Raw genomic sequence first — 16773 nt, 5'->3', positions numbered from 1 at the left:
GTTGCGCACCGTCTTCTCCGTCACGCCGAGGTACTCGGCGACGTCCTTGACGGTCACGCCGGAGCCCGTATCGCACGCCGCGAACGCCTCGTCGAAGGCCGCCTTGCGCTCCTTCTTGCGCTCCTCGGGCGTGCGCTTCTTGGCCAGGTTGCGCTTCCACGGCGGCGCCTCGCCCTCCGGTTCAACGTCTGAAAGCGCGCCCGTCGAGTCGGGGCGGTGCACCGGGTAGTCGAACCACAGGTTCAGCGGATCGAAGCGCGGGAACTCGCGCAGCGTGCCCTCGATGCGCCACGCCGTGCGGGCCTTGGCCGCCTCGCGGGCCGCGTGAACGGCCTCCAGCATGGCGGCCTCGCCCTGCCGGTCGAGCAGCGCCCGCGCGCCCTCCAGGAACCGCTTGGCCGTGAGCCGGTCGTCGTCGCCGATCACGTCCCGCCATCCGTCCGGCCCGACGTCGGCCATGACGCGCTCCAGCGCCGCGCACACGGCCGCGTCCTCCTGCTGCTGGCGCAGCGCGTCGGTCTGCTCGAGCTCGATCATGTCGAGCAGCGCGTCGGGGTCGCGGGCGAACACGCCGGACCCGCTCACGCGGTCCATGGAGCGCTTGGAGCCCTGGCTGCCCTTGGAGTGGTGGTGGCAGTACACGACGGCGCAGCCCAGCTCCGTGGCCACGCGGTCGAACTGGTTGCAGAACGCGGCCATCTGGTCGGCCGAGTTCTCGTCGCCGGTGATCACCTTGTAAATCGGGTCGATCACCACCGCGATGGGCCGCGTCTTGAGCGCGCGCCGGATGAGCGACGGCGCCAGCTGGTCCATGGGCTTGCTCTTCCCGCGCAGGTTCCACACGTCGATGCTGGCCAGGTTCGCCGGCTCGACGCCCATGGCCCCGTAGACGTCGCGGAAGCGGTGCAGGCAGCTCGCCCTGTCCAGCTCCAGGTTGACGTAGAGCACGCGGCCCTGCGCACAACCGAACCCCAGCCACGGCACGCCCTCGGCGATCGACACGCACAGCTCGATGAGCGCGAACGACTTTCCGGCCTTGCTGGGGCCGCCCAGCATCATCTTGTGGCCCTGGCGCAGCACCCCCTCGATCAGGGGAGGGGACAGCTCCGGCAGCGCGTCCCAGCAGTCGGCCAGGCTCTCGGGGTCGGGCAGGTCGTCGTTCTGCTCGTCGATCCACTCGCGCCACTCGGCCCACGAAGCCTTTCCCGCGTCGGTCGCCACGAGCCACTGCTTGCGCCCGGCGCGCGTCACGCCCGGCATCCTGGACAGGCGGCTCGGGTTCTTGTTCTGGACGTCTACCTTAAGCCCGTTCTCTCGGCACGTCGAGTAGAGCAGGTCGACGCGCTTGCGGTACTCGTCGTAGTCCTTGGCGTCCACGTGCACGACGGCGTGCACGCTCTTGCCACCGCTGTGCACGATGGCCGCCGCCGGCAGCTCCAGCTCCCGCATGATGGCGAGCTGGCGGCCGACCGACATGTCGTCGCTCTCGACGAGCGCGTAGCGGTACTCCGCCACGTTGTCGTTGCGCACGCCGTTGCCGTCGAGCGGGTTGAACCGGATCCACGCGCCGCCGTCCTCGTCGTTCCAGCCGATGGACGAGGCCAGGTCGTCGCCGTACTTCCGCACGCGCTCGACGATCTCGCCCGCCGTCTCGGTGTGCGGCCCCTTGCCCGACGGCACGCGCCTGCCCTCGTTGTCCCACGACTCGACCACGTAGCCCACGACCTCGCCGGGGTCGAACAGGGCCTCCAGGTAGGCTATCAGGTCGTCCGACCCCCGCCATTCCTCGCCCGGCTCCGCGAGCTCGGCGCTCTCCACCCACGTCGGGTCGACGATGCGTCCCGGCGCGGACGGCCCGCCCTGGACCTCGGTCACGTCCCAGCCGAAAGCCTCTCCCTTGTCCCAGGCGGGCGACCATCCCGCGTCGCGCGCCATCTGCACGAGCGTGCCGCCCTTGACCTCGTCCGGCCCGCGGCCGAAGCCCCTCCACTTCCGCGCGCACTCGCCGTCCTTGTAGCGAGCCGCGTCGCGCCGGCTCCAGTCGTCCCAGAGCGCCAGCGGCATCCCCTCGGCGTGCAGGGCCATGCCCGCGTGCAGCCACTCCTCGTAGCTGCACGCGGCGGGGTCGACCGCCGCAAGGCACTCCTCCAGATCGTATCCTTCGGTCATCCGTCCTCCTCTTTAGGCTCCGAGCCGGAGCGTCGGGACGCGCGCCGCGCGCGCTTCCCGGCTCGGCTCGTACGTCGCCGGGTCGATGCTCGCCGGAGTGCGCCATCCGTTGGCGGCGATGCGGCTGATGAGCGCCGACGCCTGGTCCATCGTCCACTCGCCGACGCGGCGGAACCCGCGTCCCTCCAGCTGCCTGATCTGCTTCGGGGTCGCCAGGCCCTCCGCCCGGCGCTTGGCTATCTTGTCCATCAAGAGCGACGCCTTGCCTGCGCACCCGATCTCGTCGGGGCAGATGCCGGCCTTCTCCAGCGCCGCCTTCTGCGCGTCGCTCGCCGGTGCCATCTCCCAGGCGAACTGGGGAACGTAGCCGGTCAGGTCCTCGGACGCTATCGACATCTCGAACTGCAGCGGGTCCACCAGCTTGCGCTTGCGCTTCCGCATGGACTCCAGCTGCTCGGCGAGCGCCCGCTCGCGCTCCTCCACCACGTCCTTGGCGGCCTCGCGCTCGACCTCCTCCAGGTCCTCGGGGCAGCCGGCCTGCTCCAGGCGCTCGGTCATGGCGCGGGCCACGTCCTCGCTTTCGGCGATCAGGTGCGCAGGGCGGCACAGCTCGTGGCGCTCGACGTGCCACAGGAAGTCGAGCAGCAGCAGCTCCGTCTTACCGGTCTCGGGGCTCAGGCGCGTGCCTCGCCCGACCATCTGGCAGTACAGCGAGCGCACCTTGGTCGGCCTCAGCACCACCACGCAGTCCACGCTCGGGCAGTCCCAGCCCTCGGTGAGCAGCATCGAGTTGCAGAGCACGGCGCCGCCGCCGGCCGCGTCGAAGGCCGCGAGCGTCTCGGCGCGGTCGGCGCTCTCGCCGTTGACCTCCATCGCGCGGAAGCCCTTGGCCTCCAGGATCCCGCGGAACTTCTGCGACGTCTTGACGAGCGGGAGGAAGACCACCGTCTTGCGCTCCGTACACCCAGCCGCCAGCATCTCGTCGGCGATGCGCTCCAGGTACGGGTCGAGCGCCGTGCCGAGGTCGCCGGCCGAGTAGTCGCCCGACTGCGTGCGCACTGCGGCCAGGTCGATGGCCAGCGGCACCGTCTGCGCCTTGATGGGGCAGAGGTAGCCCTCCTTGATGGCGCGCGGAAGCGTGTACTCGTAGGCGATCGAGTCGAAGTAGGCGCCCAGGTCCCGGCGGTCTCCCCGGTCGGGCGTGGCGGTCACGCCGAGCACGTCGGCGGCGTCGAAATGGTCGAGCACCGCCTGGTAGCTGGCGGACAGCGCGTGGTGCGCCTCGTCAACGATGATCGCGTCGAACCAGTCCCGCGGGAACCTATCGAGGCGCGACGGCCGCATCATCGTCTGCACGCTGCCGACGGTCACGCGGAACCACTCGCCGACGCTCGTGCGCTCGGCCTTCTCCACGCTGCAGCCGAGGCCCGTCGCCTTGCCGATCTTGTCGGCCGCCTGGTCGAGCAGCTCGCCCCGGTGGGCGAGGACGAGCACGCGCCCGCCCCCGTCCACCACGTCCTTGGCCACCATCGCGAACACGATGGTCTTGCCGCACCCGGTGGGGAGGACGAGAAGCGTCTTGGCGCGCCCCTCGTCCCACTCGCGCTCTACCGCCCTGCGCGCCTCCTCCTGGTACGGCCTCAGATCGACCGCGCCCATCACATCTCGTAGGACGAGTGCGGGCGCGGAGCCGCTTGCTGCGGGGCGACCGGCAGGCTCGTCTGCTCGGGCGCGGCGGCCTGCTGCTCCGTCGGCCATTCGCACGGCTTGAGGTACGCGTCTATGTCGTTCGCCTGCCGGGTCTCGCCGTTGGACTGGTAGTCGCGCACCTTGATCTTGACGTATCCCTGCTTGCCGACGGCCGCGTTCCAGTCGATCTTCACGCTGCCGGTCTGGGGGTCGCGGTCGAAGCCCAGCCCTTCGAAGAAGCGGGCGATCCGCCATGCCATCTTGGTGTTGAGCATGAGCCGGTCGACGACGGGCGCCCAGCCCTGGCTCGTCCACACGTTGAGGGTCACCTTCGCGCGCGGGCACGCCTCCATCTTGTCGGAGCCCTCGAAGCGCTCTCGCTCGATCTTGGCCACCTCGAAGGCGTACGTACCTGCGGGCAACAGGGTGAACCCTCCGTCGTCCACGACCTCGGTCACGTCCCAGTCGAGCGCCTGGCCCTTGTCGTTCTCTGCCATGTTTCAGTCCTCTCTTAGATCTTGGTCATGTCCGGAGCGCCGAACGGCACGGGCTCCGCTTCCTCGCGCATCGCCTCGATGTTGGCCACGCACTTGTCCCACTGCGCGACGATGCCGCCGAGCACGTAGTCCTCCGGGTAGTTCTCGGCCGGGGTATCGGCCGAGAAGAACCCCTTCGCCGCGCTCATGGCGCGTATCTCCTCGACGCTCACGCCGTCGCGCTCCATCAGCTGCAGCGCGGGAGCCCAGAAGTCGGGCAGGCCGGCCGCCTTGGATTTCGCCGTGTCGCTCACGACGCTGCCGTCGTCCTCGAACACGATGCTCTGCACCGGCTTCGGCGCAGCCGGCGCCGCCGGGGCAGGGACCGCGGCTGCGGGGGCCGGCGGCGCGGCGGGGGCGGTCTTCGCGGGCGGCGCTGCCGGGGCCGCCGGGCGTGCGGGGACGGCCGCGCTCGCCGCCCGGGCCCCGGGCGCGGCCGGGGCGGCCGGGACGAACGCGGCGATCTGCGCGTAGTCGAGCGGCACCTGGGGCGGCAGGCCCCAGCGGTTCTTCGCGTCCCAGCAGGCGTGGTGCTGGGCGTGCAGCACGCGCTTCTGCCCGCCGCGCGCCTTGCCCTTCGCGCCCTTGCCCTCGCCGACGACCTCGACGATCGTCTCGTAGTTGGCGAACAGCACGGCGTCGGCCCACTCCTTGGCCTTCGCGGCGTCGGACATCTTGGCCGCGTCGATGAGCGCGAGAGCCCACCGGTTGTAGCTCGCGGCCTCGTCCGGCTGGTCGAACTTGCGGACCGCGGCATGCGCCGTGAGCACCACGTTGATCCCGCCCTCGGCCACGTCGGAGAGCAGGTTGAGGAGCTTGCCGAACTCCTCGACGACGAACGTGTAGCCCTTGCCGTATCCGGGATCCTCGATGCTCTTCCACGATTTCTCCGAGCAGACGTGGCGGATCGCCAGCTGCTCAGCCCAGTCGGCCGTGTCGATCACGAGGGTCGCGCAGGGCCTGGTCGCCTTGACCTCGCGCACCTGGTCCAGCAACATGGTCCAGCTCCGCGGCGCCTCCGTGCGGGCGACGTCGTAGTGCTCCGTGCTGCCCTCGGTGTCGATGAAGAGCGGGTCGGGGAACTTCGCCGCGAAGGACGTCTTGCCCACGCCCTCCGGCCCGTACACGATCACCTTCTGCGCCTTCTGCACGGCGCCGCGCGTGATGTTGAGCGCCATCTACATCACCCACTTGTCGGCTGGGAGGAGGATCGGGACGCGCGCCGGCTCGTTCGCGTCCGTCCGGACGGTCGGGGCGTCGGCGAACTCGGGAGCGCGCTCGGCCGCCTGTCCGAGTTCCGCGCCGCCGTAGCCGTCCTCGATGACGATTGAGCACTCGCCGCCGGTGGACACGCGGGTGGCGATCACCTGCAGGCCCTCGCCCTCGGCCCACTCGCCGAACTCGCGCATGGTATCGGCGTCCATCTGCTCCAGCTTGTCCACCAGCACGAACCCGCACTCCGGCTTGAGCTTGCGCACGATCGCGGTGGCGACGCGCAGCTGCTCGGACCCGCTCATGCAGTCCCATCGGCGCCCTTCGTAGGCGAGCAGCCCGTTCTCCACGACGAGGCCAGGCAGCGGCAGGTCGGCCCCGTCGAGCAGCGCCATCTTGGACGCGCGCACGGCCTCGATCCGCTCGGTCATGTCGTCGTACTGCTCGGCCAGCTCCTCGGCCTCGCGCTCGGCGTCCGCGCGGCGCTGGTTGTCGCGCACCTTGGCGTTGACCGCCTCGATCCGCTCCAGCTGCGCCTCGATCTCGGCGGTCGACTCGTCCTGCAGCTGCTCGGCGGTCTTGCTCGCGACGCCGAAGTCCTCGACCGACTTGAGGTACTCGACGTTGAGCGCGGCGCGCTCCGACTTGAGCTCGTCGATACGGCGCGTCAGGTCGGCGAGCTTGTCGCGCATCTGATCGCACCTGGCCTCGATGTTGTGCGCCTCCTGGCGCTTGCGCTGGTTCTCGCCGTTGCGGGCGAGGATCTCCTGCTGCGCCTGGATCAGCTCCATGGCGCTCACGGGTTCGGCGGGCGCGTCGGGGTGCATGGGCATGTCGGCGGCCGCGCCCTTCTTCTGGTCGCGCATCTGCCCGATGCCGGTGCGCCGGTTGTAGAGGGTCTGCTCCTCTAGCTCCAACCGCGCCAGCTCGTCGCCCACGCCGATGATCTCGAGCAGCGTCTTGGCCTTGTCCTTGTCCGACATCGCCAGGAACTTGGGCAGGTCGAGCGCCAGCGAACCCACGAACGAGTCCAGCAGCTGCTGGCCGCCCTTGCGCCCTTCGGGGTCGGTCACCTTGAGGGAGCCGGCCTTGCCCTTGCGCTCCACCACGATGCCGTTGGACAGCTGCACCTTGAGGTGCGGGTCGGTCGCGCTGCCCGCGCGCTTGGCCTCGCTCGGGCGCTTGCGGTCGCCTCCCAGCGCCCAGGCGATGGCGTCGAGCACGCTGGTCTTGCCCTGGCCGTTGCGCCCGCCGATGACGGTGAGCCCGCTCTCGGCCGGCTCCAGCGCCACCGCCTTGACGCGCTTGACGTTCTCGACCTCCAGGCTGTTGATCTTCACGGTCATGCTACTCCTCCTCGTCTTCGTTGTGCGCCAGCGCGGACTCGCACAGGCTCTTCAGATCGATGTCTGCCGCGGTCGGCTCGTATCCGTCGGCTGCCAAGGCGGCGAGCCAGTCGAGGAAGCGCTCGACGTTCGACGCGTAGCATGGGCACCTGCCGTCCACGAGGGCATCGGAGATCCACGGATGCAGCTCAGCATTGTCGGCGGCCATCATGTAGCCGTAGGCTGCCAGCCGGGGGCAGAACATGCCGTCGACCTCGGTGCCGGTCGCACTCTCGAACTTGCTCACCTTCTCGCCGATGCCGCCGTATCCGGACAGCGCCGCGTCCTCGACCACCTCCATGACGCAGGGCATGGACCCGAGGTCTTCGATGTGTGCGTGGAACCAGGCCAGGTGCGCGGCCTTCGCGGCTTCGATCGACTCCTCGACCTCGTCGACGCGGCGCTTCCGCTCCACTTGCTCCGGATCGACCCTCTCCTCGTCGGCGGAGACGGGCTTGCAGATCTCGATCGCAGGTCCCGTTCCGGATTCGAGGATGTACGCGGCGCAGCCGTCGATCCCGGCGACCGCCTGCGCGAGGGCGTCGGGATCCTTCACGTCCTCGCACCACGACCACCCATCCTGGCTGTACAGGCGCTTCTCCGAGATCGCGACTCCCGCGTCCTCGCATGCGCGGACGAGCGCGGCGCGGCGCTCGTCGCGCTGCATCCGCTGCCGCTCGGCTTTCGCGACGTCGCGCCATTCCCCCTCGCGGCAGCTCGTCAGCTTCTCGACGGCGGCGCCCTCGCCGAGCTCCTCGAACTCGGCGATGGCCAGCATGCGGTCGATGGTCATGTCGTCGCCGGCGTCGTCCACGGCGGCGCGGGCGCGGCGCAGCTTGGCGGCGGCGCCCTTCGGCATGCGCCCGGCGCGCTCCACGCGCTCGGGATCCACGCCGAGCAGCAGCATCTGCTGCACGCCCCGGCTTCGCTCCACGTCGGTCAGAGGGCGCTTGTCGTCCGTGGCCACCATGGCGACCATCGCGTTCGCCTCGTCCATGTCGTCGCATACGACGGCATGGCAGCGGGCGAGCTTGTTCTTGCACATGGCCTTGTAGCGGCGCTCGCCGTCGACGATGCGGTAGATCCCGCCGTCCTCGACGACCACGATGGGGTTCACCGGCTCGCCGGGGTTGAGCGCGTTGAGCATGCAGCTCTCCGCGAGCGCGGCGATGTCGCCGAAGTCCTTGCGCGGATTCTTCTCGTCGGGGTACACGTCGTCTATGCCGATCTCGCGTAATTCCATATATCCTCCTCTGACTAGGTAAAACGTTGAAAAGTAACACTCATTTCGATTTTCTGGGATTGGTGCCCAAGACCTCTCTCATCCGTTTGAGCCTGGTCTTCGCCGCGTTGTAGGGCAGCAGCAGCCTGCGGTGCTCCCACTCCTCCAGGGCGAGCAGGTAGGCCGTCTCGGCCTTGTCCCGCTCGTAGCGGCTCACGGGGCAGCTCTCGCGCCTCTTCGGCCTGGGGCCGAGGGACGAGGGGCGCGTGCCGCGCTTGGCCTCCTGGTCGTCGTAGGCGGCCCTTTGCCGAGGGGTCATCGATGCGTACACCTCGACGCACGCCGCCTCGCGGCCTGCGAGCTGCTCGCGCATCCGGCAGACGCGGCATCGGCCGTTCTTGTCGACGGCGGAGCGCCATCCGGCGCACTCGTCGCACCATACGAGCCGGGTGCGGCAGCACCTCAGAGACAGGCCCAGGCGCTTGGCGGCCATCTTGACGGCTCCGCTCGAGCGCTTGAGCTCGCGGCAGATGTCGCGGCGCGGGAGCCTGCCGGCCATGTCGCGCAGCCGGTCGATCTCGTCGGTCGTCCACGGCCTCTGGGCCGAGCCCTTGCGCGTCATCGCGCGACCGCGCCCTTCGCGTGCCGCCAGCTGCGCGCCTCGGGGCGGCGCCCCGTGACGTCGGCGAACATGATCTGCAGCCATGCGGTGCCCGCCTGGCTGTCGAGCGCCTCGACGTACTGCGGGTGGATGCGCCATGCCAGGGACGGCTCGTCCATGACGAGCATGCGGCTCAGACACGCCCAATGCGCCATGGCCATGGGCACGGAGACCATCGTGACCACGGGGGTGCCGGCGTCGGTCGTGCGGACGATGCGCTGCACGTCGAGCTTGAGCGCGTCGTAGTTGGTGACGGCGGGGTTGACCATGGACGGCCTCTTGGCCCAGGCGACGGCCTCCTCGGCGGTCTGCACGGCGGGGTTGCGCTCCATGCCTACCACCAGCCCTGGGAGATGCCGTGGGCGGCGAGGGCGATCAGCAGGTAGACGGCGCACGGGACGACGGCCGCGAAGCACAGTTCCGCGCGCTCTTTGTTGCTCAACCTCATGCGATCCCCGCCTGGCTGCCGGACATGTACTCCACGAGCGCCGGCTTCGGGATCCTCCACAGCTTGCCGACCTTAACGGCGACGAGCTTCCCGCTCGCGCACATGTCGCGGATGCACTTCGGCGTGACGTGAAGCACGCGGGACACCTCGTCCGGGGTCATGACGGCATCGTATCCCGACAGATCATGCTCGATCTTGCCGGCAAGCCCTGGGCTCGCCGTTGCTTCCGGTTCCATGTGATATCCTTTCCTTCATGCGGGCGTTCCTGGCAGGGATTGCCGCCCGCGATTGTCTGCGGCCATGGCTTTACGCCGTGGCCTTTTTCGTCACCACGTAGCCCGGCAGGCGCATGTCCACGGCGGTGACGGAGCTTCCGTCCGCGCACGCGGCGTGCAGGGTGGCCTTGCAGGATCCGGTCGCCTTGCGCAGGACGATCTCGCGAACCTCGCGGCCGGCGCCGCCCTCCAGCGTGCCGATCTCGTCGCCCACCGCGACGGGCGTCCCGTACGCGTCGACGATCCCGATGCGCTCGCACGCCTCGACGGCGTCGACTATCACGGACGACCTCTCGGGCTTGCTGGACAGCCGCGCCTCGATGCGCGCAACGGCCTCTTTGAGATCCTCGAACTCGGCGAGGGTCGGGTATTTCCTCGGTGTCGTCATGATTCACCTCCTTTCGCTGATCGGCGAACTTCGCGTTTCGAATAACCCGGAGGACGGCAGCGTGGTACGATGCGGCTTGGCTTGCGAGAGGGGGTGATTTTGATGGAGAGCTTTCAATCGTTTCTCGATCATATCGACATCGATCAGCTGAGCGATTCGGTTATGAACGACAGCGAGGCTGCTGTTCGCCTTTCTCAAATTGCTCTGGGAGGCGAGCGGCCTGAATCATCTTCGCTGCAAGATGCACGGATGGCTTCAGCTTTTGCGACCCCGACGGTTCTGGGGATACTGGGGCTGTACCATGAGTGGCTTTGCGTTCAGCTGGAGCAACGGGGGTAGGGATTGTGCGCGGGTGCTCGATGCCACGCTTGCCCGCGCGAATCCTCTCTATTGATCCCATGGCGGCTCCTTTCGGCTGCCGCCTTCCGGGCTATTCGATTCTCAAAGTTCATTACGTTAAAAGTAACTTCTAGTGCAAAAAAATATCGTTGACAGCTTCCAAAAGAATCGGTTTAGCAACATCGGACATTTCTCGATAGAGCAAATCCAATTCCCCAAGGCGCCAGGTAGAAGGATTTCGCTCTCTTTCTAGATAGGTTGGCTTTGCAATATGGCAGATAGTAGCAGCTTTTTCCGATGATAGTCCCGATGCCTTTCGCGCTGCCTCGAACTTTCCAATGACGGGCATGACCACCTCCTTTCAACGAAAGCAGCTTATCATTACAATACGTTAAACGCAATATAAAATTATTTAAATGTATCTAACGCATGGTAAAATGCATTTAACGAAAGGTGGTATGAAATGGGTGTTGCTGAGAACATAGACGCCTTGCTTGTAAAGTTCGACATTACAGCTGAAAGCCTCGCGAGAATTGCTGGCGTCCAGCCTCCTACTGTATCTCGATGGCGTCATGGAGCGATGCCGCGCGAGGAGCCAATCAATAGAATGGTTGAGTATTTTGGTTTAGAACGTGACGATATTGTTTCGGATGCTTTTGGACTCGCCGCAAAGGAACATGGGCGTGTCGGCATACCAACCATTAAGCCTGCTTACTCGTACCACGTTGTCCCAATGCTGGGTAATGCTGCAGCAGGAGAGTGGCGAGAGGTGTACGAGCAGCACGGCGAGGCGGTTACCATCCCCGACGAGTTCGCGGAGAGCCACCCTCGCGCTTTCGGAGTCAAGCCGGCGGGGTCAAGCATGGATCTTGTATTTCGCGACGACGAGATCGCGATTTGCGATCCCGATATGGAGGTGCGCGACGGGAGCGTGGCGTTGGTCGGCGTCAACGGGGACGAGGCGACGATAAAGCGCGTATTCTTCGCCGGCAACACCATCGTCTTGCATGCAGAGAGCACCATGGCCGACGAGTACCCGGACATAGCCATCAACACAAAGGATCCGGCTTCGCCGCCCGTGCACCTCATCGGCGAGATTTTTTGGAAGACGCTTCCAGCGAAACCGATTAAGTTTTAGAGAGTTCCAGACGAAAGGAAGATGAAAAATGAAGAGGATAGTAGGAAAGGTTGCCGTTGTCGGTTGCGCTGGAGCGCTTGCATTGACCCTTGCTGGATGCGGGTCGCCTGAGAAGCCGGAGGGTGGATCCGATCAGCCGACGACGGCTCAGGAGCAGCCGAAGCAGGAAGAGAAGGCGCAGCCGCTCGATCTGACGGGTGAGTGGACGCAGTCTAATAAGAACTCCGAGGACAGCTACCAGATCGCTACAATTTCGGGTGAAACCATCACGATCAATTGGGTGTCCAACGGAGGAGATACCAAATCGCTTTATTGGGCTGGCTCCTACGTTGCTCCGACAGAGGAGACCGACAGCTACAGCTGGGAATCTGCCAATGATACCGAGCAGACGGACAAGGCGATGCTGGCTTCAAGCGATGCGACGAAAGCGTTCAAATACGAGAACGGAGTTTTGAGCTACGAAGCATCGGCTATGGGAACTACGACCACCGTGAAGATGGAGCGTGAATAAAACAGACGGGCGGATCGACTTCGACGATCTTGCGGAAACAGGAGAGCGCAATGTGCGAATACTGCGAAGACGGCAGAAGGCTGATCAATAAAGATAAGGCAGGATCAGGCGCTGAGGTGTGGATCGAGGCGGGGCGCTTGGTGGTGCGCAGCGAATGCGAATGCGGATCGAGCTCCACGGTCATGTCGAACCAGATCAAGGTTTGCCCGATATGCAAGCGAGACCTGTCCGAAGATCATCTTTGGCGCGAGTTCGACCCGTACGCCTGGCCCGGATTCAAGAAAGACGAATAACATAGCGCAGCCCCGCTCTAGTTTGGCGACCGGTGGCGGGGCTGCAACCTAACCTGATGGAAAGGCAAGGTGAAGTATACCATGGGCAAGGCCAGGGGCGGTGGATCTATCGTCCAGCTCGACAGCGGCAAGTCCAGGGCGCGCTGCAGAAGGTGGCGCATCGTCATCAGCATGGGCAGAGATCCCATCACGAAAAAGCGGCTTCCGCCGAGGACCAAGAGGGTTTGCGGAACCTATACCGAAGCCCAGGCGGCGTTGCGCGAGTTTCTGATCGAAGTCGAGAACGGGCCTGACGGCGGCGGCGAGAGGATGGCCGCGCTGGTCCAGGATTGGATCGAGTCGCGCGAGATGCTCGTGCAGTCCGGCGCCTTGGCCGCCGGAACGTGCCGAAAGGACAAGGTTCGGGCCAAGACGATCTCTGCATGGTTCGGCCAGGCGAAGGTCGCGGATGTGGGCCCTGACGATGTCATGAGGTTTTACGCCGCTATGAGGACGGGATCCTCGAGCCTGTCCGGCGAGCCCTTGTCCGGCACCACGGCGCGGGGCATCGCGGTCGCCCTTTCGGCCGTCATGGATATGGCCGTCAAGCGGAGGATCATCCTGGAGAACCCCTGCTCCGGCGTCGACAAGCCGAAGGTCGACACAGACGAGAAGCAGGCCCTGTCCGTGGAAACGCTCCGCTCGCTCATGGTCGAGCTCGCGGGCGGGGAGCCGGAAGCCCGGAAGATCGGCGTTTTGCTGGCCGTGACGTGCGGGCTGTCTCGCGAGGAGCTGCTGGGTCTGTCGTGGAGGGATGTGTCGGACGAGGTTCTATCGATCTCGAAGGTGCGCAACGTCGATGATCCGGGGCTCGCAAACACCAAGACCAAGCACCGGAAGCGCTCCATGCCCATCCATCCGAAGGTGCAGGAATGCTTGGCTGCTTGGAGGGCGGTGCAGCGTGCGAAGCTGAAGCGCCTGCGGATCGTCCAGGACGCATCGACGCCCGTCGTCACCAATTCCGTCGGAGGGCGCATGCATCCCGAGAATTTCGCGCGCTGGTGGCGATCCTGGCGCGATGAACACGGGCTCGACGGGGTGGGGCTCCACGAGCTGCGGCACACTTTCGCCACGTACGTCGTGTCGAAGGGGACGGACATGATCACCGCCGCCGACCTCATGGGGCACTCCGGCACGCAGATGCTGGAAAACGTGTACGCGCATACGGTTCCCGAGAACAAAGTGTCGGCGATGAAAGCGGTGGGCGATTTCATGTTTGGATTAGATGACTAAACGAATCTGGTATACCAAATGGTATACCAAAAAACAGTGCGGTGAAACATCAGCAGTTCGGTGGGTTGCCTCTGACGTGCGGAAACGGTTTTTGAGTGCGTGAGGTTTTACGAATGGCAAACCCCATGGAGGTTCAAGTCCTCTCGCCCGCACCATCTGAATTGAGAAACCCGCTTCGGCGGGTTTTTTGCTGCCCTGCTATGCGTCTGCTACACTTTCCCCATGACTTCCTACACCACCATAGCGGGGCGGGCGACCGCCGAGATCGAGGAGAAGAAGAGCCGCTTCATCGCTAGTTTGGCGCATGTCGAAACCGAGGATGAAGCGCTGGCGTTCCTCGAGGAGATCCGCGCGGCCAACCGCATGGCGCGCCACAACGTGTACGCCTACGTGCTGCGCGAGGGCGGCGCGGGCGTGCAAGGGCGCGTGCGCTATTCCGACGACGGCGAGCCTCAGAAGACGGCGGGGCTTCCCACGCTCGAGGTGATCCAGCACGCGGGGCTGACCGACGTGATCACGGTGGTCACGCGCTATTTCGGTGGGGTGCTGCTGGGCACGGGCGGCCTCGTGCGCGCGTACACGCAGGCCACGCAGGCGGGCATCGAGGCGGCGGAGCTGGTGGTGGTGTCGCGGTGCGTGGACATCGAAGTGCGAGCGGCGTACGGCAAGTACGACCAGCTCGTGCGCATTGCGTCGGACTGCGGTGCGAAAGTGCTCGATACCGTGTACGACGATGCGGTCACCCTGCGCCTGCGCATGCTCGACGGCACGCAGGAGCCCCTGCTGCTCAAGATCACCGAGCTTGAACGCGGCCAGGAGCGCGTGCGCGTGAGCGAGCCTCTCGAGGCTGCGTTCTGAGTCTCGCGGCTGTTGGGGCGGAGCGAGGCGCAGTTGCTTGCGCTATGATGTGCTCGCTGCTCGCTGCTCGCTGCTCGCTGCTTGTCGCCCTCGCTGTCGCATAATTCTTCAGCGCTATGTGCAGCAAAATCGAGCTTTTGGCAGTCTTGCTTGATTCTCAAGCGACATGGGCAAAACGCGACCTGCGGTTTCTTTCGCTGACGGCTTGCCAGGGCTCTTCCGCGTGCTTTTGGAGCCGGCGAATGCGAGCGATCACTGCCAAAAACTCGATTTTGCTGCACATAGGGGTTAAGGTTTTTGCGCAAGGCATGCGTTGCGGCAGCTCGCGTGGGCATCTGCGGCCGCCTGCCCTATAATAGGCGCATGGCACGCGATCGACAGCTCATATTGAACCGGTATCGACCCATCGGCGAAGCGAAAGCCGGCGGCTTCGGCACCGTGCGGGTGGCGTGGGACACGCGCATCCAACGCAAGGTGGCCATCAAATGCATCGAGCTGGATGAGGTGGACGCCGCGCGCGCGGCGCTTCCAGGGGCGAACGCCGTCGCGCAGCGCGCGCCGCAGCACGAGCCGCTTCCCTGGGAAGACGATCCCGTTTTCAACGATGCCGACGAAGCCGAAGGGGATGCGACTTCGGTGTTTGACCTGGTAGGCGACGGGCCGCTGGTACATTCTCTCGCGCACGTTCCCGGCTTGGACGAGGCGCGCACCGCGGCAATGCTGTCGGATGCGAGCATCGTCGCGGTGTACGATTTCGAGGTGCAGGAGTCCACCGCCTACCTCATCATGGAGTACGTCGAAGGCGTCACGCTCACCGAGCTGCTGCATCGTCACGCCGACCGTCTCACATTGGATGTGGTGGCTGCCGTGTTCGCGTCGGTGTCTCACGCGTTGGAGGTGGCGCACGCCAACCAGGTGCTGCACCTCGACATCAAGCCCGACAACGTGCTGATCAACCATCAAGGCCAGGTGAAAGTCACCGATTTCGGCCTGGCCACGCTGGCCGACGCGTCCGGCTACGGCGCGGCCGGCGGAGGAACCATCGGGTACATGCCCCTGGAGCAGATGCGCCAGGAGAACCTCGACGTGCGCTGCGACGAATGGGCGTTGGCGTCGCTGACGTACGAGATGCTGGCGGGCGAGAACCCGTTTCTGGCACCCGATCTCGAGCGCGCTGAAGCTGTTATCGAAGATGCGGAGCTGGTGCTGCCGTCGCTGTGCTGGGACGAGCTGGACCCCGCCGTCGACGACGTGATCTTCTTCGCGCTCGACCCCGACCGGGAAGAGCGCTACGCGACGGTCGCCGATTTCGCGGAGGAGCTGGAGCCGTTCCTGGGCGATCCGAAGCGCGGCGTGCGCGAGCTCTCCGTCATCGTCGGTCACGCCGACGATGAGGAGGAAGAGGAAACCGAGACCGCGCCACCTGTTCCGTATGTGCCGCTCCGCGAGCGCATCACGCCGCTGCAGCGCACGGTGGCGGCGCATGCGGCGGGCGCGCTGGGCAGCGGGGCGGTCGCGTTCGTGGCGTTCGCGAATCTGCCGCAGACCAGCGGATTCGCCAACCCGCTGTTCTGGGGGCTGTTCGCGCTCGTGACGTTGGCGGGAGCGTTGAAGCCGCATCTCGGCGCGCTGTTGGCATACTTCGCGTTATCGGCGGCGCTCATCGCCGGAAACGCTCCCGCCGCAGGATGCGTTCTGCTGGCGGCGACGGCGGCCTGGTGGTACTTCACCGGGCGTTTGGGCGACGCCGATGCGAACGCGACGCTCGTGCCGCCGCTTGCCGGGGCGTTCGGCTGCAACCAGCTGACGCCGCTCGTGGCCGGGTTCTGCCTGCCGCCTGCGCGCGCGTTCGGAGCGCTGGCGTTCTCGCTGGTGGTCAGCGTGATGTTGGCCGCATGCGGGTCGCACAGCCTGCTTGGTTGGGACGCGCTGACGAACTGGCAGTTCTCTGCGGGGCTCGACGTGCAGGCCAGCATCGGCAGTCTGTTGATGCAGCCGGCGCTGTGGTGCATCGTGATCAGCTGGATTGCGGCTACGGGTGCGCTGTCGGCCTTCCGCCTGCGCCCGACGCGTGCGTTCGCCGTGCTGGGCACGCTCGTGGCGAGCGCTCTGCTGCTGGCGGGCATCGTCCTGGCCGCTTGGGTCGCGTCGGGGCAAGCAACCTGGATGCCGTCCTTCAACAACCTCGTGTTCACGCTCGTTCCCATCGTGGCGATGCTGCTCATGTGCGTCCTCGTCCCCGAGCCGGATTACTACGAGGAAGATTACGAGGGCGAAGCGTAAACTCGCGAAAGCGGCCCCCCCCCGCTTGATTGCTCGTCGTATTTTTCGAGCAAGAATCCGACACAAGAGATGCTGCCGAGCCGGCCCCCTCCGT

At 66.1% G+C, this 16773-nt stretch carries 18 protein-coding genes; 7 read left to right on the top strand and 11 right to left on the bottom strand.

The window, feature by feature from the left end; genetic code table 11:
• From ACMO6A_RS08715 to ACMO6A_RS08670, 10 genes are all read right to left on the bottom strand, one after another.
• Nucleotides 1-2169: AAA family ATPase (locus tag ACMO6A_RS08715; protein WP_418471117.1), on the bottom strand; the 2169-nt coding region annotated here is incomplete at its 3' end.
• Between the two features lie 12 nt (nt 2170-2181).
• A complete protein-coding gene (locus tag ACMO6A_RS08710) occupies nt 2182-3828 on the bottom strand; it encodes a DEAD/DEAH box helicase (protein ID WP_157011352.1) in 1647 nt (548 codons plus the stop codon).
• Nucleotides 3828-4355 (bottom strand): DUF669 domain-containing protein, encoded by a 528-nt coding sequence (locus tag ACMO6A_RS08705; protein WP_114550733.1) that lies wholly within the window; start codon nt 4353-4355, stop codon nt 3828-3830. Before ACMO6A_RS08705 ends, ACMO6A_RS08710 begins: the two co-directional genes overlap by 1 nt.
• A gap of 14 nt (nt 4356-4369) precedes the next feature.
• Nucleotides 4370-5572 (bottom strand): ATP-binding protein, encoded by a 1203-nt coding sequence (locus ACMO6A_RS08700; RefSeq protein WP_418471116.1) that lies wholly within the window; start codon nt 5570-5572, stop codon nt 4370-4372.
• The gene (locus tag ACMO6A_RS08695) at nt 5573-6952 is read right to left on the bottom strand and encodes an ATP-binding protein (RefSeq protein WP_157011149.1); all 1380 of its coding nucleotides are present in this window, start codon (nt 6950-6952) and stop codon (nt 5573-5575) included.
• 1 nt (nt 6953) lies between these two features.
• On the bottom strand, nt 6954-8234 hold the full coding sequence (locus tag ACMO6A_RS08690; RefSeq protein WP_157011150.1) for a ParB/RepB/Spo0J family partition protein: 1281 nt from the start codon (nt 8232-8234) through the stop codon (nt 6954-6956).
• 40 nt (nt 8235-8274) lie between these two features.
• Nucleotides 8275-8835 carry a hypothetical protein gene (locus ACMO6A_RS08685; protein ID WP_114526516.1) on the bottom strand — a complete coding sequence of 187 codons (561 nt, stop codon included), beginning with the start codon at nt 8833-8835 and terminating at the stop codon, nt 8275-8277.
• Nucleotides 8832-9206 (bottom strand): hypothetical protein, encoded by a 375-nt coding sequence (locus ACMO6A_RS08680; RefSeq protein ID WP_114526518.1) that lies wholly within the window; start codon nt 9204-9206, stop codon nt 8832-8834. Before ACMO6A_RS08680 ends, ACMO6A_RS08685 begins: the two co-directional genes overlap by 4 nt.
• Nucleotides 9207-9318: 112 nt before the next feature.
• Complete coding sequence (locus ACMO6A_RS08675) at nt 9319-9558, bottom strand: helix-turn-helix domain-containing protein (RefSeq protein ID WP_114526520.1); 240 nt, start codon at nt 9556-9558, stop codon at nt 9319-9321.
• A gap of 70 nt (nt 9559-9628) precedes the next feature.
• The gene (locus ACMO6A_RS08670) at nt 9629-9985 is read right to left on the bottom strand and encodes a hypothetical protein (protein WP_114526522.1); all 357 of its coding nucleotides are present in this window, start codon (nt 9983-9985) and stop codon (nt 9629-9631) included.
• Nucleotides 9986-10087: 102 nt separating this feature from the next.
• On the opposite strand from ACMO6A_RS08670, the gene ACMO6A_RS08665 reads away from it, so the two are divergent.
• Entirely contained in the window at nt 10088-10324 is a 237-nt protein-coding gene (locus ACMO6A_RS08665) for a hypothetical protein (protein ID WP_147271058.1), read from the top strand.
• A 130-nt stretch (nt 10325-10454) separates the two neighbouring features.
• Here the strand turns inward: ACMO6A_RS08665 and ACMO6A_RS08660 are convergent, their stop codons facing one another.
• Nucleotides 10455-10673 (bottom strand): hypothetical protein, encoded by a 219-nt coding sequence (locus tag ACMO6A_RS08660; protein ID WP_147271575.1) that lies wholly within the window; start codon nt 10671-10673, stop codon nt 10455-10457.
• A gap of 114 nt (nt 10674-10787) precedes the next feature.
• Between ACMO6A_RS08660 and ACMO6A_RS08655 the strand changes: the two genes are divergently transcribed.
• The 6 genes from ACMO6A_RS08655 (at nt 10788) to ACMO6A_RS08630 (ending at nt 16679) form a co-directional block, all read left to right on the top strand.
• The gene (locus tag ACMO6A_RS08655) at nt 10788-11462 is read left to right on the top strand and encodes an XRE family transcriptional regulator (RefSeq protein WP_309421996.1); all 675 of its coding nucleotides are present in this window, start codon (nt 10788-10790) and stop codon (nt 11460-11462) included.
• Between the two features lie 28 nt (nt 11463-11490).
• Entirely contained in the window at nt 11491-11973 is a 483-nt protein-coding gene (locus tag ACMO6A_RS08650) for a hypothetical protein (protein WP_114526530.1), read from the top strand.
• A gap of 50 nt (nt 11974-12023) precedes the next feature.
• Nucleotides 12024-12266, top strand: a complete 243-nt coding sequence (locus ACMO6A_RS08645; RefSeq protein ID WP_114526532.1) for a hypothetical protein — start codon at nt 12024-12026, stop codon at nt 12264-12266.
• Between the two features lie 81 nt (nt 12267-12347).
• On the top strand, nt 12348-13538 hold the full coding sequence (locus ACMO6A_RS08640) for a tyrosine-type recombinase/integrase (RefSeq protein ID WP_147271057.1): 1191 nt from the start codon (nt 12348-12350) through the stop codon (nt 13536-13538).
• Nucleotides 13539-13760: 222 nt separating this feature from the next.
• Nucleotides 13761-14396, top strand: coding sequence for an IMPACT family protein (locus tag ACMO6A_RS08635; RefSeq protein ID WP_009305354.1), 636 nt, complete (start codon nt 13761-13763; stop codon nt 14394-14396).
• 363 nt (nt 14397-14759) lie between these two features.
• Nucleotides 14760-16679, top strand: coding sequence for a serine/threonine-protein kinase (locus ACMO6A_RS08630; protein WP_081434225.1), 1920 nt, complete (start codon nt 14760-14762; stop codon nt 16677-16679).
• Nucleotides 16680-16773 lie beyond the last annotated feature (94 nt).

This window comes from Eggerthella sp., assembly GCF_048329335.1.
GTDB lineage: Bacteria > Actinomycetota > Coriobacteriia > Coriobacteriales > Eggerthellaceae > Eggerthella > Eggerthella lenta.
This window is presented reverse-complemented; position numbering and strand designations above follow the sequence as displayed.